Source organism: Kribbella solani, assembly GCF_014205295.1.
GTDB classification, from domain to species: Bacteria; Actinomycetota; Actinomycetes; order Propionibacteriales; family Kribbellaceae; genus Kribbella; species Kribbella solani.
In genome coordinates this window covers 1,772,106-1,796,257 of record NZ_JACHNF010000001.1, presented here as the reverse complement: position 1 = coordinate 1,796,257, position 24,152 = coordinate 1,772,106, and the positions used below count along the sequence as shown (strand labels likewise).

Here is a 24,152-nt window from a genome sequence, read left to right as displayed (position 1 = left end):
GTTACCGCTCGTCTTCCGCGGCTACTGCCGGAGTGGCTTCGAGCCGCCCGGTCTCGTCGTGGATCGTGATCGCGATGTCGCGCAGCTTCTCCGAGTGCTCCCGGCCGTGGTGGGCGCAGAAGAGCAGCTCCCCACCACTGGTCAGAGTGACGCGGACGTAGGCCTGCGCACCGCAGCGGTCACAACGATCCGCGGCCGACAGGGCCGAACTCGGGGCGAGTGCTGTAGTCATTGAGGCCTCATCTCATCTAGTTCCGTACTCACCAGATAGCAACATCCTGACATGCGGATCGCTTCCCGGTGGGGACAACGTGTCCGTATGTGAGACGAACCACCTGTCTCCCTATGACGTTTGCTGACAGGGAATCGTTTCGTCCGGAGGCGGAATTCTGCTGAGCCACGGTGGCGAAGTGCTTCATCTCTCACTGTGCGCCATCTTTCGGTCACCGTCTGCTCGGTTCCGGAGTGTCGGACGCCACTCGGAAATGAGTCCGGATCGATATCTGTCGCGACATGTATGTCCGGTACCCGGCCGCATGTGGCCACCGGACCCGCCTGCGCGTTTTTGGGGGTGCGGCCGCATAGGCTGTGCAGGTCAGTGCGTGAACCAGTGAAGGAGCCAAGTGGCCGCCCCGACGCCTCGCAGTACCGAGCTCGACCCGACCTACAACGCCCGCAACCTGCTCGTCCTCGAAGGACTCGAGGCGGTCCGGAAGCGGCCCGGCATGTACATCGGGTCCACCGACAGCCGCGGTCTGATGCATTGCCTGTGGGAGATCATCGACAACGCCGTGGACGAGGCGCTGGCCGGGCACGGCGAGCGGATCGACGTGGTGCTGCACCAGGACGGTTCGGTCGAGGTACGGGACCGGGCCCGTGGCATTCCGGTCGACGTCGAGCCGAAGACCAAGCTGACCGGTGTCGAGGTGGTCTTCACCAAGCTGCACGCCGGCGGAAAGTTCGGCGGCGGTTCGTACAACGCCTCCGGCGGTCTGCACGGCGTCGGTGCCTCAGTGGTGAACGCGCTGTCCGCGCGGCTCGATGTCGAGGTGGATCGCGGCGGAACGGTCTGGACCACTTCGTTCCGGCGCGGTGTCGCCGGTGAGTTCGACGGCGACGGGGCGAACGCTTCGTTCGCGCCGGCCAAGGGCCTGCGCAAGGCCGGCCGGGCCAAGAAGGGCATGACGGGGACCCGGATCCGGTACTGGGCGGATCGGCAGATCTTCACCAAGGACGCCACCTTCAACTACGACGAGCTGGTCACCCGGGCGCGGCAGACGTCGTTCCTGGTGCCCGGTCTCGAGCTGGTGATCCGGGACGAGCGCGGCGAGGAGCCGACCGAGGAACACTTCAAGCACGACGGCGGCATCAGCGAGTTCTGCGAGTTCCTCGCCACCGACCAGAAGGTCACCGACGTGATCCGGCTGGCCGGGACCGGTCACTTCACCGAGACCGTGCCGATGCTGGACGACGCCGGTCACATGACGCCGACCGACGTCGAGCGCGACCTCGAGGTCGACATCGCGGTCCGCTGGGGCGACGGGTACGAGACCGAGCTGCGGTCGTTCGTGAACATCGTCGCGACGCCGAAGGGCGGCACGCATGTCGCCGGGTTCGAGCGCGCGCTGTCGAAGAGTTTCACGAGCGCGCTGGACGGCACCCGGCTGCTGAAGAGCGGCGAGGAAGTGATCAAGGACGACGTCCTCGAAGGCCTGACCTCGGTCGTCACCGTGCGGCTGGCCGAGCCGCAGTTCGACGGGCAGACCAAGGAGGTGCTCGGCACGCCGGCCGCGTCGCGGATCGTGGCGAAGGTGGTGCAGTCCGAGCTCGAAGCATTCCTGACCTCGACGAAGCGTGAGTTCAAAGCGCAGGCCCGGGCCGTACTGGAAAAGGTAGTGGCCGCGTCGCGTACGCGGGTGGCCGCCCGGCAGCACCGGGAGTTGCAGCGCCGGAAGACCGCGCTGGAGTCGTCGGCGCTGCCGGCCAAGCTGGCCGACTGCCGTAGCAACGACGTGGACCGGTCCGAGCTGTTCATCGTCGAGGGTGATTCGGCGCTCGGTACGGCCAAGCTGGCCCGGAGCTCGGAGTTCCAGGCGCTGCTGCCGATCCGGGGCAAGATCCTGAACGTGCAGAAGGCGTCGGTCGGCGACATGCTGAAGAACGTCGAGTGCGCGTCGATCATCCAGGTCGTCGGGGCCGGTTCCGGCCGCACGTTCGACCTCGAGCAGGCGCGGTACGGCAAGATCATCTTCATGGCCGACGCGGACTCGGACGGCGCACACATCCGTACGCTGCTGGCGACGCTGTTCTTCCGGTACATGCGGCCGCTGGTCGAGGCCGGGCGGGTGTACACGGCCGTGCCGCCGCTGCACCGGTTCGAGCTGACGAACCCGAAGAAGGGCCAGGACAAGTACCTGTACACGTACAGCGACGCGGAGTACCAGCGGAAGACGGCCGAGCTGATGAAGAAGGGCGTCCGCTGGAAAGAGCCCCCGCAGCGGTACAAGGGTCTTGGTGAGATGGACGCCGATCAGCTGGCCGAAACCACGATGGACCCACGGCACCGCACGCTGCGCCGGATCACCGTCGACGACAGCGAAGCAGCCGCTCAGGTCTTCGACCTCCTGATGGGCAACGAGGTCGCGCCACGCAAGGAATTCATTGTGCAGGGCGCGTACGAACTGGACGAGACCCGCATCGACGTCTGAGCTCAGACCGCTGACCTGTTCTGCTGGGCGAGGGGTTGGGTGGCGATGGATCGACTGGTGTGTTTCGACCTGGACAACACGCTGATCGACCGCGACGGTGCGTTCCGGAGCTGGGCGCGGTGGTGGACAAACCGCGCCGGCTTCGGCACGGACGCGGCTGACTGGTTGGTTGCCCACGACAACGGCGGGTACCGGCCGCGCGCCGAGCTGTTCGCGGACTTCGAGCAGCGTTTCGGCGCCGCGATCTCGGTGGACGACTACCACCGCGACCACCCGACGTTCACCTGGGCAGACGACGCGGTACTGACCGGGCTGGCCGCACTGCGCTCAGCCGGCTGGCGTCTGGCGGTCGTCACCAACGGCACGGTCATCCAGCAGACGGGCAAGCTGACCCAAACCGGTATCGCCGACGTGGTCGATTACTGCTGCATCTCCGAGGCCGTCGGCGTCCGCAAACCCGACCCCCGCATCTTCGCCGTCGCCGCCCAAGGTGCCGGCGCCACCCTCGGCGGCGGCTGGATGGTCGGCGACCACCCGGCCTACGACACCGCAGGCGGCCAGGCCGCCGGCCTGAAAACCATCCAGGTCGGCAGCCACCACCCCGAGCCACCGGCCGACCACCACGTCCCCTCGATCCTCGAGGCGTTCCCGCTGATCCGCTGATCAGAATCCTGATCACTCGACCGTCGCGCAAAAGTCGAAGAGTCGACATTTGCGTGGGTGGTTATGAGCGGTGAACGTGGCGTTTGGTCAGGATTCTGTTCACCTTGGCTGGAGGTTGGTCAGAATAGTGATCACCGCGGGGTGGTTCATCGGGCCGGCGTGTGGGGCTGGTACGTCATGGACGTCGGTGGGGTTGTCGGGGGTCAGGCGGTCGGCTTCGGCGATGAAGCGGGTTTGGAGGGCGGGCGGGATCAGTCGGTCGTTGGTGAAGCGGATGTAGGTGCGGGGGATGCGGCCCCAGGTGGTGGCCTCGCCGCGGGCGTCCGTTTGGGGGATGGCGGCGGGCTCGTCGGGCTGGAAGTGGTTGAGGAGGTTGTGCATCGCCTCGTCGGTGAAGTCGGCGGCCAGGCATTCCTTGATGCCGGCGATCACGTCGGGGTCGGCGGTACGCCAGTTCACCCGCGCCACGCCCAGTACCGCCGGATCGCCCGCGAGTGCCTTGGTGACCTGGTCGACGAGGCTCTCGCGGTTCTCCGGGGTGGCGAAGTACGCGGCCATGCTCGGCAGGTCGACGCAGCAGTACGCCGACACGTACACGACGCGCTGCAGCAGTTCCGGTACGGCGTTGCCGACGCGGCTGACCGTGACGCCGCCCTGACTTGCACCGACGAGGATGACCGGGCCGTGTTCGTGCGCTCGGCGTACGACGCCGATCGTGTGCTCGACGTAGTCATCGAGCGTGAGGCTCGCGAGTGGAGACGGTTCGGTGGCGAGGGCGTGCAAGTCCTGCGGCGCCTGGTACGCGGGCGGGAAGTAGCCGTTCGTGCCGTGGCCGGGGAGGTCGACGGTGACGCAGCGGTGGCCGCGGAGAGTGAGTTCGTTGACGAGGTCCGTCCAGCTGCTTGAGGACGAGTGGGTGCCGTGGACGAAGACGAAGGTCGGTTGGTTGGTCATCGGTGGTCTCCTGTTGTCGTGGGCCGCCACATCGGCCAGATGGCTGGGCTGTCGGCGACGCGGATCGGTTCGCCGTGGTCGTGGAAGCCGTGGCGGAGGTAGAGCGCGCGGCTGCGAGGTGAGCTGGCCTCCAGGTAGGTGCCGAGCCCGAGCGAGTCGGCCCAGGCGATCCGGTGCCGGAGCATGGCTGATCCGAGGCCGCCCCCGCGGTGGGCGGAGGTGACGCCCATACAAGGCAGATAGATGTACGCCTGGTCGCGTGGATGTCTTGGTGCGAGTGCCTGGCCGAGTGCCTGCAGTCGGTGGGCAGCAGTGGGTACGGGCTGCGTGGACGGCTCGCCGTACGCGGATTGACCGCGAGTGAGGTGGAGCCAGATCGAGGCGGCCGTGTTGCCGGGTGTGAGGTCGGCTTCGGCGTCGGGGTGAGCCAGGAGCGGGTGGAAGTAGAACGTCGTTGCGAGCTCGATGGTGTGGGGGAAGAGCCAACGGGTGAGTGGGTCGGTGGCGAAGGCGTCGCTCAGTACGTTGACAACTGTCTCGTACTCGGCTGGCGTGGCGCGGTGGATCATGCGTACAACGTACTCATGCGCCACCCGAAAACGCTTGTGTACAAGCGAGTAAGTGCTCCACGCTCCGGTAGAGTGAACTAGTACACTTGCAGGGTGGAAGCTCCCTACGAGGTGGTTGCGCGGGAAGTGCGGATGTTGATCCTGAGCGGGGAGTTGCGCCCGGGGGAGCGGGTGCCGTCGGTGCGGGAGATCTCGCGGCGCTGGGGGATCGCGATCGCTACGGCTACCAAGGTGATCGCCGCGCTCCGCGATGCCGGCCTGGTCGAATCCAAGGTTGGTTCGGGCACGGTCGTCGCAGCACCTCGCCGTCCGCCGGCACGTCGAGAAGGACGGGCGGTGCTGACCAAGGGGCAGGTGTTGCGGGCGGCGGTTCTGGTGGCGGATGGGGAAGGGGTGCAGGCGGTCTCGATGCGGCGGGTGGCGGTTGAGCTCGGTGTCGGGACGATGTCGCTCTACCGCCACGTCCAGAGCAAGGACGAGCTGCTGACCGAGATGGTCGACGCGGTGTTCGGCGAGTACGAGCTCCCCGACCCGGGACCGGCCGGCTGGCGGCCGAAGCTTGAGCTGATCGCTCGCCGGCAATGGGAGCTCTGCCGCCGGCATTTGTGGCTGGCGGCAACGGTTTCGTTCACCCGCCCGTTGCTCGTACCGAACCTGACCGCCCAGACCGAGTGGACCCTGCGCGCCATCGACGGCCTGGGCCTGCCGACCGAGGTCTGTGTACGGGAAGCGCTGAGCCTGCACGGTTTGGTGATCGCGGCGGCGCGGGCGATGGCCGATGAGGTCGAGGCTGAGCAGGAGACCGGCGTCAGCCTCGACCGGTGGTGGCTGGACAAGCAACGACGCGCCGATGCACTACTCGCGGACGGCCGCTTCCCGCTGCTGGCCGCGGTCCCCGGCGACGCCGTTGCCGACCTGAGCGAGCTGTTCGAGTACAGCCTCGCCAGGCACCTCGATGGAGTCGAGGTGCTGGTCAGTCGATCTGGGTGAGCCTTCCGTTGTCGACGTCGTACATGAAGCCGCCGACCAGGATCTCGTCGCCGATGAGCGGGTGTTCGCGGACCGCGGCGACGTCCCGGCGGAGCGCCTCGAGCTGGTCGGGGATGACCGAGATCGGGAGGTAGCCGGCTGGTTTTCCGGCGGCGAGTTCGACCTTGGCGCGGAGTTCGTCCTCGGACATCGCGGCCATCGCGCAGCGGGTGTGCGGGATGATCATGATCCGGCGGACGCCGAGCAGCTGGACACCGAGGACGAGGCCGGTCAGGGTGATCTCGGTGACCCGGCCGCCGGCCGAGCGGAGCACCTTGGCGTCGCCGGGTTTCAGGCCGAGCATCTCCAGCGGCGGGATCCGGGAGTCCATACAGGTGACCAGGCCGATGCCGGCGTGGGCGATCCCGTCGAACCCGCCGTAGTGGAAGTCGGCGACGTACTCGGCGTTCGAGGCGAGCAGGTCGTCGAACCCGCCGCTCATCGGACGCCACCTGGGACTGGGGTACCGGTTTGCAGGATCGACATCGCGAACGGTTCCTTTCCACACGAGTCCGGACGGGGTGGATCAGCGGGCGCACTGGTGACCGGCACGGTCCAGGACCGGCCGTCGGCGTGCCGTACGGTGACGAGTTCCGGACCCTCGTCGGTGACGGTCAAGGCGTCGAGCGCGAGCTCGCCGATGAGCTCGCGGACGGCAACCTCCGCGGCCTGACCGTGCTTGGTCCAGGTGGACCGTCCGCGCAGCCCGGTCAGGATCGTTTCGCCGCGGCCGGCCGCGGTGAGCGCCTCGACCGCCGTGCCGACGGTGAGGTGCCCGTGCATGGTGCCGGCCGGCAGGTACGTGGCGGTCGGCGCGAAGCGGTGTCCGCCGAGGTGATTGGCTTCCCACACGCGCCCCGGTGCCCGCTCCGCGAGCCCTGACACCAACGGCCGGCCGAGCAGGGCGCAGCAGCCGTCACGCTTGCCGTTCGTACACACCAGCACGATCGGCTCGTCCAGTGGCCGTAGCGCGGGCAGTGACGCGAGCGCGGCCGTACGATTGCCTCGGGCCACCGCGGCGAGATCAAGGTCGGTCAGCTCCGACGGGTCCGCGATCCGGCCGCCGAGCAGCCAGGTACGCCCGGGCCGGGTCGAGGCGACGAAAACCTGGTGTGCCTGTTCGACCGCGTCCGCGTGCCGGCCAGGGGAGCGGATCAGCCCGAACCGTACGTCGGCCTTCTTGCACTTCTCGTCGTACGCCCCGCCGAACACCGGATCGAGGTGACTCTGCGTCGGCGCCTTCGCGCCCCACGGCCCAGGCTGCTCGACGACCACCCATCCGGCGGCCATGACCGCGGTGCCGGCCAGCGGCTCACCCAGCACGCGACAGAACGTCGAGCACAGGCCTGGCCGGCCGGGAGCGTCGGTCACTGCTGAGGGCACAGCATCACCGTACGCGAGGTGAGACGCGAGTCCCTCATGGTGATCAGGATGTGTGCACAACAACACGCCGGCCCAGCAGCAGTACGGCCAGCGCGGCGGCGAGGAACGCGCAGACGGCGGCCCCGGCGAAGATCGCGTGAACTTGTGAAACGGCGGCGTCGCGGAGCGCGTCCACGAACGGTCGGCAAGTGCCGGGGGAGTCCGGGCACAGTTCGTTCGGTGACTTGATGTGGTCGGCGATCGCGTAGTACCGCCGCAGCCCGATCGCGGTCAGCGCGGAGACCCCGACCAGCATGCCGACCATCCGCGCGACCACGACCAGCGCGCTCACCAGCCCGTGGCTGCCCGCGGGCGTCGCGCCGAGCATCGCGGTGTTCACCGGCGAGAGCGCCAGCCCGAACCCGAAACCACAGGCGAGCAGTACGACGGTGGCGGGCCAGTGATCGAGCGCCGAACCACTCCAGTACGCCATCACCGTGAACATCCCGCCGGACAACCCCAACCCGGCGCCCGTGATCAGCCCCAGCCCGTACCGGCGGGTCAGCCAGCCGCCGACGACCGCACCGACCGGCAGCGCGATCAGGAACCGTACGAGCACCAGCGCGGCCGCCAACTGCCCGCCGCCTTGGGTGGTCCGCGCGAAGACGGGTACGTCGACCAGTGCCGCGATCAACGCGCAACCGATCAGAAAACTGACCACCAACGATCCCCAGGCCGGACGTGCGCCGAGCAGACCACGCGGCACGATCGCGGCCTTCGTACGCCGCTGCCACAGCCCGAACGCGACCGCGAAGACAGCGGCCGCGACCAGCAGCCACGGTCCGGCCGGCGACATCAGGTGCTTCTCGGGATCAGCCGTCGCGAAGGCCAGCACGACCCCGGCGAGCGCCAGCGCGAGCAGCAGCGCGCCGACGAGATCGACCTGCGCCAGTACGCTGACGAGCTGTCCGCGGCTGCGCCACAGTACGAGGCCGAGCCACGCCAGCGCGAGTACGAGCGTGACGACGCCGATCGGCGTCAACAGCCGCGAGGTACCCGTGAACGGCACGAATGGCAGGCCGAGCGTCACCCCGGATGCGAGCCGCTGCGGCGCGGTCAGCGTGAGGCCAAGGGCGACACAGGCGAGTACGCCGACCACGCCTGACAGCGGCGGCCATCTTCGGCCGCGAAGCAGCAAGGCGAGGACGACCGCGACGGTCAGATTGAGCCAGAAGATGTACCGCCAGTCGGCCACCGCGAGCACGGCGGCGCCGAGAAGCGGGCCGAGCACCGAGCCGAGTTCCTGCACCGCGCCGACGACACCCAGCGGCAGTCCACGACGCTCGGCCGGCCACAGATCGGCGACCAGCGCGAGCGTCGCCGGGACCAGTCCACCACCGCCGACGCCCTGAAGAAACCGACCGGTTACCACCAGGGAGAGGTCGTACGCGCCGGCCGTGACGAGTGATCCGGCCGCGAAGAGCAGCAGCGCGCCGACCAGCACCGGCGTACGCCCGACCACGTCCGCGATCCGGCCGATCAGCGGCAGCACGGCGATGTACCCGAGCAGGAACCCGGAGATGATCGGCGCGGCCCGTTGCAGCTCGTCCGCGGACAGTCCGACGCCGGACATCATGTCCGGCAGCGCGAGCACGACGACGTACGTGTCGGCCGCGGCGAAGGCGACCGCGATCGACGCCAGGGTGAGGTGGGTCCTCGGGCTACTGACCGCCTGCCTCACGGCTTGGTGATCTCGACCTTCTCGCCGTACTTGTCCAGAGTGACGTCGTAGCTGCTCGTGGAGCCGGAGTAGAACGGCCCGGTGATGGTGGCCGCGACCAGCTGCTTGGCGTCCTTGTCGATCTTGAACGTGCCGTCGAACTTCCCGTCAGCGGGTGCCTTCGGGAAGATGCCCTGCAGCGACTTGCCCTGCACGGTGCCGGTGACCTCGGTCAGTACCTTCGAGCCCTGCCGGGTCTCGCCCTTGATCTTCGGGTCGGTCAAACCAGGCAGCACCGCGGTCAGGCCCTTGGCCGGGTCGAGCAGCAGGGCCGGGTCGGGCGCACCCAGCTTGTCCAGCTGGGACGGCGGCAGCTCGATGTAGGCCGGCGTGAAGGACAGCTTGGCGTACACCTTGCTGCCGACGGCCACCACCTCGGCGTCGATCGGCGAGCCACCGGACCGTACCGTCAGCTTGCCCTTGAAGGCCGGCGCGTGGGTCGCGACGCCGTCACCGCTGGCGAGCGTCTGCGCGTTGTCCGGCAGGTCGCGGCCGGTCAGCACGATGTGCACGCTGGCGGCATCGTCGATGGACTTCTTGGCCTCGGTCAGCAGGGTGACGGCGTCGCCACCACCCGACTGGCCGCCACCGCCGCTGTCCTTCTTGCCGTTGCAGCTCGTCAGCGTCAACGCCAGCACAACGGTCGCGCCGAGCGCGAGCAGTCTCTTCACGGGATCAGCCTGCCAGATCGGCGGCGCAGGCAGCGATCGGCTGCGCGACCGGGAGGCCGGAACCGTCCCGCCGTGGGTCGATCGGCGGCAGGTCCACAGGCGCGCCGCTGCTGGCACTCGCCTTCAGCGGCGCGGTGCCGATGTAGCCGAGCAGCAGCCCGTCCTCGCCCTTGAGCAGTCGCTGGCAGCGGACGCCACCGGTCCCGCGGCCCTTGCCCGGGTACTCGCTGAACGGGGTCACCTTCACGGCGCCGACCTCCGTCCCGGGCAGTGCCGAGGACGTGCCCGCGATCGTGAGGACGTGTGCCTCGCGACCAGCGCCCACGGCTCCGAAGAAGACCACCTTCGCGCCGCTGCTCAACCGGACGCCGGCCATCCCGCCGGCGGTCCGGCCCTGCGGGCGTACGGCGGATGCCGGGAAGTGCAGGAGCTGCGCGTCGGACGTGATGAAGCACAACTCCTCCTCGCCCGTCGTCAGCTCGACCGCGCCGACCACCTCGTCGCCGTCCTTCAGGCCGATGATCTCCCACGAGTCGCGGTTGGACAGGTGATCCGGCACGACCCGCTTCACCACGCCGCCCGCCGTACCCAGCGCGACCCCGACCGACTCGGGGTCCATCGTGGTCAGCGCCAGCGCGCGCTCACCCGGCTCGAGTGACACGAACTCGGCGATCGGCGCGCCACCCTGCAGGTTCGGCGCGCTGGCGGTTGTCGGTACGGCCGGAAGGTCGAGCGACTCGAGCCGGATCAACCGGCCGGCGCTGGTGACCACCCCGTACTGGCCGCGGGCGGTGCTCTTGATCGCGGACACGATCGCGTCGTGCTTGGCCCGCGCGTCGCTCGGCCCGAACGGCTCGACGCCGTTGGTCCGCGCGAGCAGCCCGGTCGAGCTCATCAGGATCCAGCACGGGTCGTCGCTGACCTCGAGCGGAACGGCCGCGGTCTTGGTCGCGCCGGACGACTCCAGCAGTACGGTCCGGCGCGGCGTGCCGTAGGTCTTCGCGACCTCGGCGAGCTCGTCGGAGACCGTCTTGCGGAGCAGGTCGGTGTTCTCGATGATCGCGGTCAGGGCCTCGATCTCGCGCTCCAGCTCACCCTTCTCGGTCTCCAGCTCGAGCTTGGAGAACTTGGTCAGCCGGCGCAGCGGCATGTCCAGGATGTAGTTCGCCTGGATCTCGGACAGGTCGTAGATCTCGATCAGCCGGGCCCGCGCGGCGGCGGTGTCGTCGCTGCTCCGGATCACCTGGATGACCTCGTCGATGTCGAGGATGGCGATCAGCATGCCCTCGACGATGTGCAGCCGGTCCTGGGCCTTCTGCCGCCGGAACTCGCTGCGCCGCTTCACCACGTCGTACCGGTGCTGGAGGTAGACCTCGAGCAGCGGCTTCAGACCGAGCGTCCGCGGCTGTCCCTCGACCAGGCAGACGTTGTTGACGTGGAACGAGTCCTCGAGCGGGGTCAGCTTGTACAGCTGTTCGAGCAGCGCTTCCGGGACGAAACCGTTCTTGACCTCGATCACCAGCTGGGTGCCGTGGGTCCGGTCGGTCAGGTCCTTGACATCGGCGATGCCCTGCAGCTTCTTGCTCTGGACCAGCGTCTTGATCTTCTCGATCACCTTCTCCGGGCCGACCGAGTACGGCAGCTCGGTGACCACGATGCCCTTGCGGCGCGGGGTGACGTTCTCGATCCGGGCGGTGGCGCGCATCTTGAAGCTGCCCCGGCCGGTCGCGTACGCGTCCTTGATGCCGTCCAGGCCGACGATCTTGCCGCCGGTCGGCAGGTCCGGCCCGGGCACGAACCGCATCAGGTCGTCCAGGTCGGCGTCCGGCGACTTGATCAGGTGCCGGAGCGCCTGGATCACCTCGACCAGGTTGTGCGGGGCCATGCTGGTGGCCATCCCGACCGCGATCCCGGCCGCGCCGTTGACCAGCAGGTTCGGGAAGGCGGCCGGCAGTACCGACGGTTCTTCTTCCTGGCCGTCGTAGTTCGGCCGGAAGTCGACGACGTTCTCGTCCAGGCCGTTGGTCATCGCGAGCGCGGACGGCGCCATCCGGCACTCGGTGTACCGCATCGCGGCCGGGCCGTCGTCGAGCGAGCCGAAGTTGCCGTGCGGGTCGATCAGCGGCACCCGCATCGACCAGGTCTGGCCGGTCCGGACCAGGGCGTCGTAGATCGCGCCGTCGCCGTGCGGGTGGTACTTACCCATCACCTCACCGACGACGCGGGCGCACTTCACGTGCGCGCGGTCCGGGCGGATGTTGTTCTCCGCCATCGAGAACAGGATCCGCCGCTGGACCGGTTTCAGCCCGTCCCGCGCGTCCGGCAGCGCCCGCGCGTAGATCACCGAGTACGCGTACTCCAGGTAGCTGGTACGCATCTCGTCGGAGACGTCGATGTCGAGGATGCGCTCCTCGAAGTCCTCGGGTTCGGCGGTACTGGTACGGCGTGCCATGCGGGTCTACGCACTCCTCGTTCAAACGGTACGGCGCCGCGACGGTCCGGCGCGTACACATTGTCCCTGGTCAACAGCCATTTCCGGCCACGACCCGCCCGGTCGGCGACGACTGCCGCGGTGGTCTAGTCCACCGCGGCGGCCGGCTGGGACCGGCGCAGCAGGTACGTGGTCGGGGCCAGTGCGGACCCTACCGCCAGGGTCAGACAAAGTGCGCCGATCCCCAGCAATACGCCCCACGGCACGGTCACCGGCACGTCGGTGACCCCGGCTGTCATCGCGTGCCGGATCAGGATGCCGACGGTGAGGGTGATCGCGGTGCCGAGGCTGAGCGCGACCGCGCCGACCAGTGAGGACTCCCAGAGCACCATCCGCCGGATCTGCGCCGGCGTCGCGCCGAGCAGCCGCGAGGTGATGAACTCGTGCCGCCGCTGCAGACTGCCCATCAGCAGCGTGTTGGCGATCGCGATCGCGCTGTAGAGCCCGGCCGGTCCGAGCAGCAGGATCAGCCCGAACTGGTTGCCCTTCCGCAGTGCCGCTGCCTGATCCGCCTCCCAGTCGACCGCGAGCTGGGCGTTCGGGAGCTTCTTGACCAGCTCGGCCGGGTCCACGCCGGCGGCCGGCAGGACGAAGCTCCGGACCGGCTGGACATTCGGGGCGTGCTTTCGGGCGAGGTCCAGTGGGATCAGGTACGAAGCGCTCACGCTGAACGCGTCTCTCACGATCGCCACCACCCGCAACCGCACCCGGGTCTTGTCGGTGAACACCATCGGGATCTCGTCACCGACCTTGTAGTGCTCGACGCTCGCGGCCGACTTGCTGACGGCGACGGTGTTCCCGGTCAGGTCACGCAGGTCACCGGAGCGTGGCGTCATGTCCCGGGTACGGCTCGCGATCGCGGGCTCGATGCCCTCCGCCTCCTCGGGTTGCGCGTACTCGTCGGAGATCCGCACGAGCTGGATCGGCAACGCGGCATCCACCGCGTCCACGCCCGGACCGGTCACCGCTGCCGGACCGTTGACGATGATCGGCGCGCGGACCGCGTCCCGGATGTTCGCCGCCTCGCTGTCGGCGGCGAAACTGAGGCTCAGGACCATCGATCCGGCGATCGCCGAGATGGACAGGATCGGCGCGGCCAGGGACGCGCTGCGGCGTGGCGCGGCGATCACGTTGCTGCGCGCCAGCAGCCCGGACACGTTGGTCCAGGCGACCAGGGGAGTTGCCCACAACCGCCCGACCAGCGGTACGACGAGCGGCCCGAGCAGCGTCAGCGCGATCACCAGGATCATCGGCGTGAACATCGCCAGGGGTACGGCGCCCTCGCCCGTCGACGGCCGGATCAGCGTCAGCATGGCGATCGCCCCGGCGAAGAACAGTGCGCCGAACACGATCCGTACCGGACCGATCCGGGGCGGTTCCAGCGCGGCCTCGCGGAGCGCGTCGATCGGCCCGACCCGTCCGGCCCGCTTGGCCGCCGACCGCGCCCCGAGCATCGCGACCAGCAACCCGGCCCCGACCGCGATCGCCAGCGGCAGCCAGGGCGATGCCGGTTCGAGTTTCACCGGCGCCAGCTCCGTATAGGACGCCTTGCTCAGCAGTAGCGGGGTGGCGAGGTGTGCGGCGATCGCTCCGGTCAGCGAGGCGGCGAGTGCGACGACCAGCGCCTCGCCGAGGATCATCCGGCGGATCTGCCGGGGCGTGGCGCCGATCAGCCGGAGCAGTCCGATCTCGCGGCGTCGCGAGGCGACCACGAAGGCGAACGTACTGGCGATGACGAAGATGGTGATGAAGCCACTGATCGTGCCGACCAGGCCGAGGACGGTCTGCAGCCCGGACACGTCGTCATGCGTCACTGAGACGTGCTCGGTATGCGGTGGCGTGTCCCGTCCGCCCAGTGTGGTGACGGCGATACTTCCCGCTTGCGGTCCGCGGTACGCGTTGGTGGCCGCGGCCGCGGTGGCTGCCAGACCGAGCAGGAACACTCCGACGGCCAGTGCGACGAACGCACCCGCGTACAGCGATCTGTGGCGGCCGACGGTTTGCCGGCTGAGGTAGAACATCACTTCTCCAGGTCACTCATCGCGGCGGCGATCTGCGCGGGGTTGGCCCGGTCCAGATGCCCCGCGAGCAGTCCGTCCGACAGGAAGAGCACGCGCTCGGCGTACGCGGCCGCGACCGGGTCGTGGGTGACCATGACGACGGTCTGGCCCGCGCGGTCGGTCGCGTCGCGGAGCAGGGCGAGTACCTGGCGGCTGGTGCCGCTGTCCAACGCGCCGGTCGGCTCGTCGGCGAAGAAGACCGAGGGGCGCGTGATGAGTGCCCGTGCGATCGCTACTCGTTGCTGCTGGCCACCGGACAGCTCGGATGGTCGCCGCTTGGCCTTGCCTTCCAGGCCCACCTGGTTCAGCACGCCGTGTACGTCGTTGCGGGCCGGACGCTTTCCGGTGAGCCGGAGCGGCAGCGCCACGTTGTCGTACACGGTCAGCGACGGCAGCAGGTTGTACGCCTGGAAAACGAACCCCATCTCCGCGCGGCGCAGTTTGGTGAGCTCCACCTCGCTCAGCCCGTTCAGGTTCACCCCGTTGAGTACGACGGCGCCGCTGCTCGGCTGGTCGAGTCCGGCCGCGCACTGCAGCAGGGTGGACTTGCCGGAGCCGGACGGGCCCATCACCGCGGTGAACGAGCCGCGCGCGAAGTGATACGTCACACCGCGCAGCGCGTCGACCGCTCCGGCCTTGGAGCGGTACGTCTTGGCGATGCCGTCCAGCAGCAGCGCCGGCGGCTCGACGGGTGCGACGGAGGGGTACATGGGCGCGGTAGCGGTCATGGTTCCAACCCAACCGGACCGCGCAGCTCCTGACCCTGGCCTGTGGGTGAGAGCCGCAGTAGCGCGCACGCTACCGCAGTAGCGGCGCACGGCCGCCTAGGGTTGGCACGTGGATGACCCGAAGACGGTGTGGGCAGCGCTGGCATCGCCGCGCTACCTCATCTCGTCCTGGCCGTGGCGGGTGTACGGCTACCTGCTGTCGTCCGTACCGGCGGGTGCGTTGGCACTGGGCGTACTGATCGGAGCCGCCGGCATCGGCGCGCTGCTCAGCCCGATCTTCATCGGGATCATCATGATGATGGCGTTCCCGCTGATCGGTGCCGGGATCGGCTGGTTCGAGCGGTGGCGGGCCGGGCTGATGCTCGTCGACGGGATCAAGAGCCCACATGCGAAGCTCCCGCTCGGGCTGACGTTCCGGGAGCGGTACAAGTTCCGCCGCCGCGAGCAGGCGTCGATGCGGGCGCTCGGGTACTCGGTCGTGTACGCGGTGTTCGTCTGGCCGTTCAGCGCCCTGTTCGGCGGACTCGGCGTGGCCGTGCTGCTCATCACTCTCGCGACCCCGTTCCTGGCTGAGACCGACGACGTGGTGATGTGGTCGTGGAAGATCAACTCGATCAGCGAAGGTCTCCTCTTCACCGTCCTGTTCGGGCCGCTGTTCTTTGCGGTCAGCTCGTATCTGCTCGGGGTGATCGCGGGCGCCGAGGTCGAGCTGGCGAAGGCGATGCTCGGCCCGCGGCAGAACGAGCTGCAGCGGAACCTGGCCGAGATCCGGCGGTCCCGGCTGGACCTGGTGGACGCGTTCGAGACCGAGCGGGCGCGGATCGAGCGGCACCTGCACGACGGCGTACAGCAGCGGCTGGTCGGGCTGACCATGACGCTGGGTCTGGCCGAGCTGGATCTGCCGGAGGGGGAGGGGCGCCGGCTGGTGGTCAAGGCGCACTCCGAGGCGGAGGCGGCGCTGGCGGATCTGCGGGCGGCCGTACGGGGCATCCACCCGCGCGTACTGGTCGACCACGGCATCGAGGCCGCTGTCCGCGAGGTCGCGGACCGGATGCCGCTGCCGGTGGTGCTCAGCCTGTCGGTGCCGCGGTTGCCGCCGCCGATCGAGGCCGCGGCGTACTTTGTCGTCAGCGAGGCACTGTCGAACGTGGCGAAACACGCCCAGGCGACCACGTGCGAGGTGACCGGCTGGATCGACCGCGACCAGCTGGTGATCAACGTACGCGACGACGGGATCGGCGGGGCGACGCTCGGTGGTGGGACCGGGCTGACGGGGCTGGTGACGAGACTGGACGCGCTGGGCGGCACACTCGACGTCGACAGCCCACCTGGTGGGCCGACCCGACTGAGGATGGAGTGCCCGTGCCGACTCGGCGACTGAGCATCGTGCTGGCCGAAGACTCGCTGCTGCTGCGCGAGGGTTTGGCCAGCATCCTGGACCGCGCCGGTCATGATGTCCGCGACACCGTGGGGGACGCGGACACGCTGCTGGCAGTGGTGCGGAAGGAGCCGCCGGACCTGGTGATCACCGACGTCCGGATGCCGCCCGGCCACAGCGACGAAGGGCTGCGGGCCGCGGCCGCAATCCGCGACGAACTGCCGGCGATCGGCATCCTGGTGCTCTCGCAGTACGTCGCCGACGCGTACCTGTCGTCGTTGCTGGAGACAACCACCGGCGGGATCGGGTACCTGCTGAAGGACCGGGTGGGTCATGTCACCGAGTTCCTGGAGTCGCTGGACCGGGTTGCGGACGGCGGTACCGTGGTGGACCCGGAGGTGGTCCGGCAGTTGCTGGCCCGGCGCCGGAACGACGGTCCGCTGGCGGCACTCACCCCGCGTGAGCTGGAGGTGCTCGCGCTGATGGCGGAGGGCCGGGTGAACGCGTCGATCGCCGAGCAGTTGGTGGTCAGCGAGGCCGCGGTGCGCAAACACGTGGGCAACATCTTCGCGAAGCTGGACCTGGACGACGGCCGCGACCGTCGCGTCTCCGCCGTCCTCACCTACCTGAGAGGCTGACCGTCGTACTCGGTGCTGATCCGGATCACCCCGGAGAAGCTCCGCGGCTTCTGATCAGTTCAGGTGATCAGTTCAGGTACCCCTCGACCGTGTCCGACGAGCGGGCGGTGGCGTCGTCCGGGTTCTCGCCGAACTCACGCTTCGCGCGCCGCTGCCGGAGCAGGTCCCAGCACTGATCCAGCTCCACCTCGAGCGCACGCAGCCGCGCCTGCTCGTCGGTGCCACCGGCCTGCCCGGCCGCGTGCTTGGTCCGGAGCTCGTGCTCTTCCGCCACCAGCTCGTCGATCCGGCTGAAGATGCTCTTGTCGTCGCTCATGGTGAAACCGTACGCCCGTCCGGCAGCCGGGAGCGGGACAACAGCTCGGTGAGGACCAGGATCGCGATCGCCTCGGCGGCGACCAGGCCGATCAGGACGACGAGCTGGAGCGCCGCGGCCTGGACGGGGGAGGCGCCGCCCAGGACCATGCCGACGAAGGCGCCGGGGAGGGTGACCAGGCCGACCGTACGGGTCTGGTCCAGTGCGGGCAGGAGCGCGTCCCCGGCGACCGGGCCGACGACCAGCTTGAACGCGTCCGGTGGCAGCAGCCCGATCGACAGTCCGGCTTCGTACTCGCCGAACCGGTTCCCGTACTCGCCCAGGACCCGCCGGCCGGCCAGCGTGGTCGCGGTCATCGCGCCGCCGACGATGATGCCGCCCATCGGCAGGATGCTGGCCGGGTTCCGCGGTACGACGCCGGGCAGGATCAGCAGCAACAGCACCGCGAACGCCCCACCGCCGATCGCGGCCGCGCAGTACGCCCACTGCCCGTGGATCTTGGCCGTCTGCTGAATCCGCCGCGTACTCGTCACGGTGGCGACGACGAACATCAGCCCGACGAACGCGATCGCGCCGACCGTGTACTGCAGCGCGACTCCGACGACCGCGCCGACCGCGGCGAGCTGGACGACCGCGCGCAGGGCCGCGGTGACGATCCCCTTGTCGTGGCGCAGGCCCGCGAACCGGGACGCGCCGACACCGATCGCGATCAGCAACGGCAGAACGACGACGGCCGCCCAGCCGAGGCCGGTGTGAAATGACATCCAGCGGCTACTTGAAGTCGGCCTCGTCGTACGTCTGGCCGCTCGTACCGTTCTCGACCTTGGCGGCTTCGTCCGCGCGCAGCTCGACCCGGCGGATCTTCCCGGAGATCGTCTTCGGCAGCTCGGCGAACTCGATCCGGCGGATCCGCTTGTACGGCGCCAGGTGCTCCCGGCAGAACGCCAGGATCTCCCCGGCCAGCTCGCGCGACGGCTCGTGCCCGGCCGCGAGCACCACGTACGCCTTCGGTACCGCCAGCCGGACCGGATCCGGCGACGGCACCACGGCGGCCTCCGCGACCGCCGGGTGCTCGATCAGCACCGACTCCAGCTCGAACGGCGAGATCCGGTAGTCGCTCGCCTTGAAAACGTCGTCCGACCGCCCGACGTACGTGATGTACCCGTCGGCGTCCCGGCCGGCGACGTCACCGGTGTGGTAATACCCGTTCCGCATCACCTCGTCGGTCAGCTCCCGCGCGTCCAGGTACCCGCGCATCAGCGGTACGGGCGCGGGCGCGAGCTCGATGCAGATTTCGCCGTCGTCGCCGATCTCGTCCGACGCCGGGTCGATCAGCGCGATGCTGTACCCGGGCAGCGGCCGGCCCATCGAGCCGAGCTTCACCGGCTGACCCGGCGGATTGCCGATCTGCGCGGTCGTCTCGGTCTGCCCGTACCCGTCCCGGATGGTGATGTCCCACGCGTTCCGGACCTGCTCGATCACCTCGGGGTTGAGCGGCTCACCGGCCGAGATGCATTCCCGGATCCGTACGTCGACGGCTGTCAGGTCCGCCTGGATGAGCATCCGCCACACCGTCGGCGGCGCGCAGAAGGTGGTCACTCCGTACGCCTGCAGCACGCCGAGCATCCGCTCGGCGTCGAAGCGCGTGTAGTTGTACAGGAAGACGGTCGCGCCGGCGTTCCACGGTGCGAAGACGTTGCTCCAGGAGTGCTTCGCCCAGCCGGGTGACGACACGTTGAGGTGTACGTCGCCCGGTTGCAGACCGATCCAGTACATGGTGGACAGATGCCCGAGTGGGTAACTGACCTGGGTGTGCTCGACCAGCTTCGGCTGGCTGGTCGTACCCGAGGTGAAGTAGAGCAGCAGCGCGTCGTCGGCCGCGGTGTCGACCACCGGGATCGGGCCGGCGTACGCGGCACTGTCCGGGTAGTGCAGCCACCCGTCGGCAGGTGCACCGACGGCGACCCGGATGCAGTGGTCCGCGATCCCGGCGTACCGGCCGGCGTCGGCGCCACTGGTCACCACGGCCCGCACGTTGCCCCGCGAGATCCGGTCGGCCAGGTCGGCGTCGGTGAGCAGCGTGGTCGCGGGGATCATCACCGCACCGGCCCGGATGCAGGCGAGCATGGTCTCCCACAGCTCGACCTGGTTCCCGAGCACGATCAGCACCCGGTCACCCGGCTTCAGCCCCGCCTCGGTCAGCCACCCGGCGACCTGACGGGACCGATCGGCCATTTCGGCGTACGTGCGCGTGGTGACCTGGCCGTCCTCTTCGACGATCGTCAGCGCCGCGACCTCCGGCTGCTCGACGGCGAGCGCGTCGAACCAGTCCCGGGCCCAGTTGAACCGCTCGAACCGCGGCCAGCTGAAGTCCCGGTACGCGGTCTCGTAGTCGTCGCGGTGAGCGACCAGAAAGTCCCGCGCCGCCCGGAACTCCCGGGTCACGTCCGAAGTGCTCTGCTCCGTCGCCATGGTTCGCACATTACCCATTGAGCGCCAGAACAGCTCCAAGCACGACGAGTGGCGTCAGGATCAGCCCACGCCACAGGAACGACCACCAGGAGATGCGTACGCCGGCCGCGCGGCACCGGGATCGCCAGAGCAGTGTGGCCAGTGAGCCCCACAATGTGAGCAGACAGCCGCAGTTCACGCCGATGAGCAGAGCCATCATCCGGTGCGGGTCACCGGACGCCACTGGTTCCATCGCGAGGTACGCGGGCAGGTTGTCGAACAGGTTCGCTCCGAGTGCGGCAGTCGCGCTCAACCGCAGTTCGGAGGTAGTACCCGCTATCTCGCGCAGTACGCCTTCCAGACCGTGGTTGCTGAGGAAGTTCACCACGGTGAACAGCACCACCACGCCCAGTACGAGCTTGTAGGGGATCAGGGACCAGCGCAGCTCACTGCGCCGCCGGACCGCGAACAGGATGACCAGGACGATCGCACCGGCGCTGGCCGGCCACGCTACTTGGACACCTGACACGAAGGCGGGTCCCAGGAGTACACAGACGGCTGTGCAGCCCCAGAACAGTACCTTGTCGTCGACCGGCGGCGTGGGTGGTACCTGATAGGTGCGGGTGAGGTCGCGGTGGAAGAGCACAGCGAGTACGACGACCGTGATGACGATGGCCGCGATTGCCGGTCGCCAGCTCACTGACAGGTAGCTGACGCCCAGCTGGCGGAACGGATGCAGAGCGAGCAGGTTGGTGAGATTGGACACCGGCAGCAGCAGCGATGCCGTACCGGCCAGCCAGACCGTGGTGAACGCGAACAGCTTCGGCGGGATGTTGAGCTGACGAGCCATGGACAGCACGACAGGTGTCAGCAGCACGGCGCACGTGTCCAGCGAGAGCACGATGGACAGACCGGTGGCCAGTGCGACCACCAGCAGCCAGAGCCGCCAGACCCGCCCGCGAGCCAGATGAGCGGCCTCCCGCGCGGCGACGTCGAACACCTTCGCCCGGTCGGCCAGCTCGGCAATCACGGTCACCGCAACCAGAAACACCAGCACCGGCACAATCCGGTCGACCAAATTCACAACCCCCAACACAACTGTTTGAGTACGCTGGCCGAGTGACACCGCCGGACCAGTATGACCACGAGCCCCCGGACGGCTATCCGGCGGAGTACGAGGCTGATGTCGTGCTGCGGGACGGCGCGACCGCGCACCTGCGGCCGATCACGCCTGATGACGCGGCGCTGCTGGTCGCGTTCTACGCGCGGGTGTCCGAGCAGTCCAAGTACTACCGGTTCTTCGCGCCGTACCCGCGGCTGTCCGACCGGGACGTGGCGCGGTTCACCCAGGTCGACTACCACGACCGGCTCGCGCTGATCGTCACTGTCGGTGACGAAATGATCGGCGTCGGGCGGTACGAGCGCACCGGCCGGCGGACCGCCGAAGTCGCCTTCCTGATCGAGGACGCGCACCAGGGCCGCGGCCTCGGCCAGCTGCTGCTCGAACATCTCGCCCAGGCCGCCCGCGAGAACGGGATGGCCCGGTTCGTCGCCGAGGTGCTGCCGGACAACCGGAAGATGATCACGGTCTTCACCGAAGCCGGGTACAAGGTCGCGCGCGAGTTCGAGGACGGCGTGATCATGGTCGAGTTCGACATCGCGCCGACCGACACCTCGTTCGGCGTGATGCAGGCCCGCGAGCAGCGCTCCGAGGCGCTGTCGATCGCGCGGCTGCTGACCCCGGGCAGCGTCGCGGTGATCGGCGCCAGCCGCCGCGAAGGCACGATCGGCAACGCCCTGCTGCGGAACCTCCGCGACGGCGGATTCCCGGGCCGGCTGTACGCGGTCAACACCGACACCGAGGTCGACGAGATCGAGGGCGTACCGGCGTACCCGACGATCCGCGAGGTCGAGGACACCGTCGACCTGGCCGTGGTCGCGGTGAAGGCGGACATGGTCGCCGACGTCGTACTGGACTGCGCGGCCAAGGGCGTCCGCGGGCTGGTCGTGGTGTCCAGCGGCTTCGCGGAGATCGGCGACGAAGGCCGGCAGCGGCAGCGGTACCTGGTCGGCCTGGCCCGCTCGTACGGCATGCGCGTGATCGGGCCGAACGCGCTCGGCCTGATCAACACCGCCACCGGCGTCTCACTGAACGCCACGCTGTCACCGCTGATGCCGAGCAAAGGGCGGGTCGCGTTCTTCTGCCAGTCCGGCGCGCTCGGCGTACCGATCCTGGCCGACATGGCCGGTCGTGGCCTCGGCCTGTCCAGCTTCGTCTCGGCCGGCAACCGCGCGGACGTGTCCGGCAACGACCTGATGCAGTACTGGTACTCCGACGAAGCCACCGAGGTCGTGCTGCTGTACCTGGAATCGCTCGGCAACCCGCGCAAGTTCAGCCGGGTCTCGCGGCGGCTGGCCGGACGCAAGCCGGTGATCGCGCTGAAGTCCGGCCGGGCCACGCAGGGCGTACCGGTCGGCCAGCTGGTCCGTCGCAGCCAGTTGCCGCCAGCAACCATCGAGTCGATGTTCCGGCAGAGCGGCCTGATCGGCGTCGACACCACCGGCGAACTGTTCGACGTCGCCCAGTTGCTTGCGCACCAGCCGTTGCCGAAGGGGCGCCGGGTCGCGATCGTCTCGAACTCCGACGCTCTGACCCTGCTCGCCCTGGACACGATGGCCGGGTGTGGCCTGGAGGCCGCCGGTGAGCCGCGGAACCTGCGCGCCGACGCCAGCGCCTCCGACTTCGGGCTTGCGCTCTCGGAGGTGTTCGCCGACGACAAGGTGCACTCGGTGGTGGTGATCTACACGCCGCCGGTGCAGTCGAACGGCGGCGAGGTCGCCCAGGTACTGGCCGCGGCCGCCGCCGACTCGGAGAAGCCGGTCGTGTCGACCTTCCTCGCCTCCCGCAGCGTGCCCGCGGAGCTGCGGGTCCCGGACGAGGACGGCGGCGCGGCCCGCGGGTCGATCCCGTCCTTCCTGAACCCGCAGTACGCCGTCGGCGCGCTCGCGAAGGCCACCCAGTACGCCGAGTGGCGCAGGCGCTCCGACAGCCGGATCCCGGATCTGCCGGAGGTGGACACCGCCGGGGGAGAGGACTTCGTCGCGGAGTTCCTGCAGCGGCACCCGGCCGGCCGCGAGCTGGACGAGGCGGACCGCCAGCGGCTGCTGAGCTTCTACGGGATTCCGGTGCTGCCGGCGTTCCCGGTGCTGAGCGCGGACGAGGCGGTCGACCGGGCCGCGGACCTCGGCTTCGAGGTGATCCTGAAGGCGACCGCCGAACAGTGGCGGATGCGGCCGGACCTGGCCGACATCTGGCGGCACATCCACGACGAGGACGACATGCGGGCGGCCTGGGCCGAGATGACGCACACGTTCGGCGTCGCGTCGGACCCGGCCCGGGCCCAGTTCGTGGTGCAGAAGATGGCGCCGCCGGGCGTACCGGTGGTGATCTCGACGATCGAGGACGTGTCGTTCGGGCCGGTCGTGACCTTCGGGCTGTCCGGTGTGGCGACCGACCTGCTGGGCGACCGGTCGTACCGGATGCCGCCGCTGACCACGCGGGACGCGGCCGAGATGGTCCGCGAGGTCAAGGCCGCGCCGTTGCTGTACGGCTACCGCGGCTCGGACCCGGTCGACATCTCGGCGATCGAGGACCTGCTGCACCGGGTTTCCCGGCTCACGCTCGACCTGGAAGAGGTCGTCCGGCTCGACCTGCGCTCAGTACTGGTCTCGGCTCAGGGCGCGACCGTGCTCGACACCCGCGTACGCATCGCGCCGAACGAGAAGCCCCGGCAGGACACGCCCGCCCGCAGGCTCACCTAGGCCGCGTGTAGACGCTGTTCTCGCGGTCCAGCAGCCGCGCCTCGATCAGCTCGCGCCGAAGCGCCGCATGGTCGGGATGCCAGCGGTTCAGGATCTCGTTGACCTCGGTCTCCGGGTACGCGCGGCCGGTCTCGAAGCTCAGCACCAGGTACTCGAGCACGACCCGCAGCTTCTCCGGGAAGGTCGGGAAGTGCGTCAGCCGGCCGTCCCGGATGAAGGACTTCAGAACGTTGTCCCGGGCCGGATCGGGATCCAGCGGCACGCGCTCCGGCCGCCCTTCGCGAACAGCGTCCTTGAACGCGCTCTCGTCCGCGCTGAAGCCGTCCCGGCTCGCCGCGATCAGCCCGCCCTTGGTCAGCCGCTGCAGGGCCTTCGTCACGACCGGCGCGGGCAGCCCGGCGCGGCCGGCAATCTGCTCGGGAGTGGTGGCGCCGAGGACGATCGCGGAGTACGCGCGCAACCTCGACGGTTCGGCCAGCAGACCACAGAGCTGATCGGCGTTCATGCGTTTCACGCTATCGCCGGTGGCAAC

21 protein-coding genes are annotated in these 24,152 nt (G+C 69.2%); 6 read left to right on the top strand and 15 right to left on the bottom strand.

All coding sequences use genetic code 11. The features are described from left to right. Position 1: 1 nt before the first annotated feature. Complete coding sequence (locus HDA44_RS07935) at positions 2-232, bottom strand: DUF7455 domain-containing protein (protein WP_184832578.1); 231 nt, start codon at positions 230-232, stop codon at positions 2-4. Between the two features lie 391 nt (positions 233-623). Here HDA44_RS07935 and HDA44_RS07930 point away from each other — a divergent pair, with 391 nt between their 5' ends. Both HDA44_RS07930 and HDA44_RS07925 read left to right on the top strand, forming a co-directional pair. Continuing rightward, positions 624-2,708, top strand: coding sequence for a DNA gyrase/topoisomerase IV subunit B (locus tag HDA44_RS07930; RefSeq protein ID WP_184832576.1), 2,085 nt, complete (start codon positions 624-626; stop codon positions 2,706-2,708). 45 nt (positions 2,709-2,753) lie between these two features. Next, the gene (locus tag HDA44_RS07925; RefSeq protein WP_184832574.1) at positions 2,754-3,371 is read left to right on the top strand and encodes an HAD family hydrolase; all 618 of its coding nucleotides are present in this window, start codon (positions 2,754-2,756) and stop codon (positions 3,369-3,371) included. A 99-nt stretch (positions 3,372-3,470) separates the two neighbouring features. On the opposite strand, the gene HDA44_RS07920 is transcribed toward HDA44_RS07925, so the two are convergent. Beyond that, entirely contained in the window at positions 3,471-4,325 is an 855-nt protein-coding gene (locus tag HDA44_RS07920) for an alpha/beta fold hydrolase (RefSeq protein WP_184832572.1), read from the bottom strand. Further along, entirely contained in the window at positions 4,322-4,894 is a 573-nt protein-coding gene (locus HDA44_RS07915; RefSeq protein ID WP_184832570.1) for a GNAT family N-acetyltransferase, read from the bottom strand. The genes HDA44_RS07920 and HDA44_RS07915 overlap by 4 nt, the downstream gene beginning before the upstream one ends. A 93-nt stretch (positions 4,895-4,987) precedes the next feature. Between HDA44_RS07915 and HDA44_RS38445 the strand changes: the two genes are divergently transcribed. Further along, positions 4,988-5,884 carry a TetR/AcrR family transcriptional regulator C-terminal domain-containing protein gene (locus HDA44_RS38445; RefSeq protein ID WP_184832568.1) on the top strand — a complete coding sequence of 299 codons (897 nt, stop codon included), beginning with the start codon at positions 4,988-4,990 and terminating at the stop codon, positions 5,882-5,884. On the opposite strand, the gene HDA44_RS07905 is transcribed toward HDA44_RS38445, so the two are convergent. The 7 genes from HDA44_RS07905 to HDA44_RS07875 form a co-directional block, all read right to left on the bottom strand. Next, entirely contained in the window at positions 5,868-6,365 is a 498-nt protein-coding gene (locus HDA44_RS07905; protein ID WP_184832566.1) for a beta-class carbonic anhydrase, read from the bottom strand. The two genes, HDA44_RS38445 and HDA44_RS07905, sit on opposite strands and share 17 nt — an antisense overlap. Then, entirely contained in the window at positions 6,362-7,306 is a 945-nt protein-coding gene (locus HDA44_RS07900; protein ID WP_337905718.1) for a sucrase ferredoxin, read from the bottom strand. Before HDA44_RS07900 ends, HDA44_RS07905 begins: the two co-directional genes overlap by 4 nt. A 43-nt stretch (positions 7,307-7,349) precedes the next feature. Then, entirely contained in the window at positions 7,350-9,026 is a 1,677-nt protein-coding gene (locus HDA44_RS07895; RefSeq protein ID WP_184832564.1) for an MFS transporter, read from the bottom strand. Further along, positions 9,023-9,736, bottom strand: a complete 714-nt coding sequence (locus HDA44_RS07890) for an LppX_LprAFG lipoprotein (protein ID WP_184832563.1) — start codon at positions 9,734-9,736, stop codon at positions 9,023-9,025. Before HDA44_RS07890 ends, HDA44_RS07895 begins: the two co-directional genes overlap by 4 nt. A 4-nt stretch (positions 9,737-9,740) precedes the next feature. Next, the gene (locus tag HDA44_RS07885) at positions 9,741-12,188 is read right to left on the bottom strand and encodes a DNA gyrase/topoisomerase IV subunit A (protein ID WP_184832561.1); all 2,448 of its coding nucleotides are present in this window, start codon (positions 12,186-12,188) and stop codon (positions 9,741-9,743) included. A gap of 125 nt (positions 12,189-12,313) precedes the next feature. Then, complete coding sequence (locus HDA44_RS07880) at positions 12,314-14,248, bottom strand: FtsX-like permease family protein (protein WP_184832559.1); 1,935 nt, start codon at positions 14,246-14,248, stop codon at positions 12,314-12,316. Then, positions 14,248-15,015 (bottom strand): ABC transporter ATP-binding protein, encoded by a 768-nt coding sequence (locus tag HDA44_RS07875; protein ID WP_184832557.1) that lies wholly within the window; start codon positions 15,013-15,015, stop codon positions 14,248-14,250. The genes HDA44_RS07880 and HDA44_RS07875 overlap by 1 nt, the downstream gene beginning before the upstream one ends. Before the next feature lie 109 nt (positions 15,016-15,124). Here HDA44_RS07875 and HDA44_RS07870 point away from each other — a divergent pair, with 109 nt between their 5' ends. Then, complete coding sequence (locus tag HDA44_RS07870) at positions 15,125-16,396, top strand: sensor domain-containing protein (RefSeq protein WP_184832554.1); 1,272 nt, start codon at positions 15,125-15,127, stop codon at positions 16,394-16,396. Continuing rightward, positions 16,378-17,031 carry a response regulator transcription factor gene (locus HDA44_RS07865; RefSeq protein ID WP_184832553.1) on the top strand — a complete coding sequence of 218 codons (654 nt, stop codon included), beginning with the start codon at positions 16,378-16,380 and terminating at the stop codon, positions 17,029-17,031. The genes HDA44_RS07870 and HDA44_RS07865 overlap by 19 nt, the downstream gene beginning before the upstream one ends. Before the next feature lie 67 nt (positions 17,032-17,098). On the opposite strand, the gene HDA44_RS07860 is transcribed toward HDA44_RS07865, so the two are convergent. From HDA44_RS07860 to HDA44_RS07845, 4 genes are read right to left on the bottom strand one after another with little or no spacing between them, the layout of a single operon-like run. Further along, the gene (locus tag HDA44_RS07860) at positions 17,099-17,347 is read right to left on the bottom strand and encodes a DUF2630 family protein (RefSeq protein WP_184832552.1); all 249 of its coding nucleotides are present in this window, start codon (positions 17,345-17,347) and stop codon (positions 17,099-17,101) included. Beyond that, the gene (locus HDA44_RS07855; RefSeq protein WP_184832551.1) at positions 17,344-18,111 is read right to left on the bottom strand and encodes an ABC transporter permease; all 768 of its coding nucleotides are present in this window, start codon (positions 18,109-18,111) and stop codon (positions 17,344-17,346) included. The genes HDA44_RS07860 and HDA44_RS07855 overlap by 4 nt, the downstream gene beginning before the upstream one ends. Before the next feature lie 7 nt (positions 18,112-18,118). Further along, positions 18,119-19,819, bottom strand: a complete 1,701-nt coding sequence (locus tag HDA44_RS07850) for an AMP-binding protein (RefSeq protein WP_184832550.1) — start codon at positions 19,817-19,819, stop codon at positions 18,119-18,121. 10 nt (positions 19,820-19,829) lie between these two features. After that, the gene (locus tag HDA44_RS07845; RefSeq protein ID WP_337905717.1) at positions 19,830-20,882 is read right to left on the bottom strand and encodes an SLC13 family permease; all 1,053 of its coding nucleotides are present in this window, start codon (positions 20,880-20,882) and stop codon (positions 19,830-19,832) included. 35 nt (positions 20,883-20,917) lie between these two features. On the opposite strand from HDA44_RS07845, the gene HDA44_RS07840 reads away from it, so the two are divergent. Next, positions 20,918-23,620, top strand: a complete 2,703-nt coding sequence (locus HDA44_RS07840) for a GNAT family N-acetyltransferase (protein WP_184832547.1) — start codon at positions 20,918-20,920, stop codon at positions 23,618-23,620. On the opposite strand, the gene HDA44_RS07835 is transcribed toward HDA44_RS07840, so the two are convergent. Continuing rightward, entirely contained in the window at positions 23,613-24,125 is a 513-nt protein-coding gene (locus HDA44_RS07835; RefSeq protein WP_184832545.1) for a DUF2087 domain-containing protein, read from the bottom strand. The genes HDA44_RS07840 and HDA44_RS07835 overlap by 8 nt on opposite strands. Positions 24,126-24,152 lie beyond the last annotated feature (27 nt).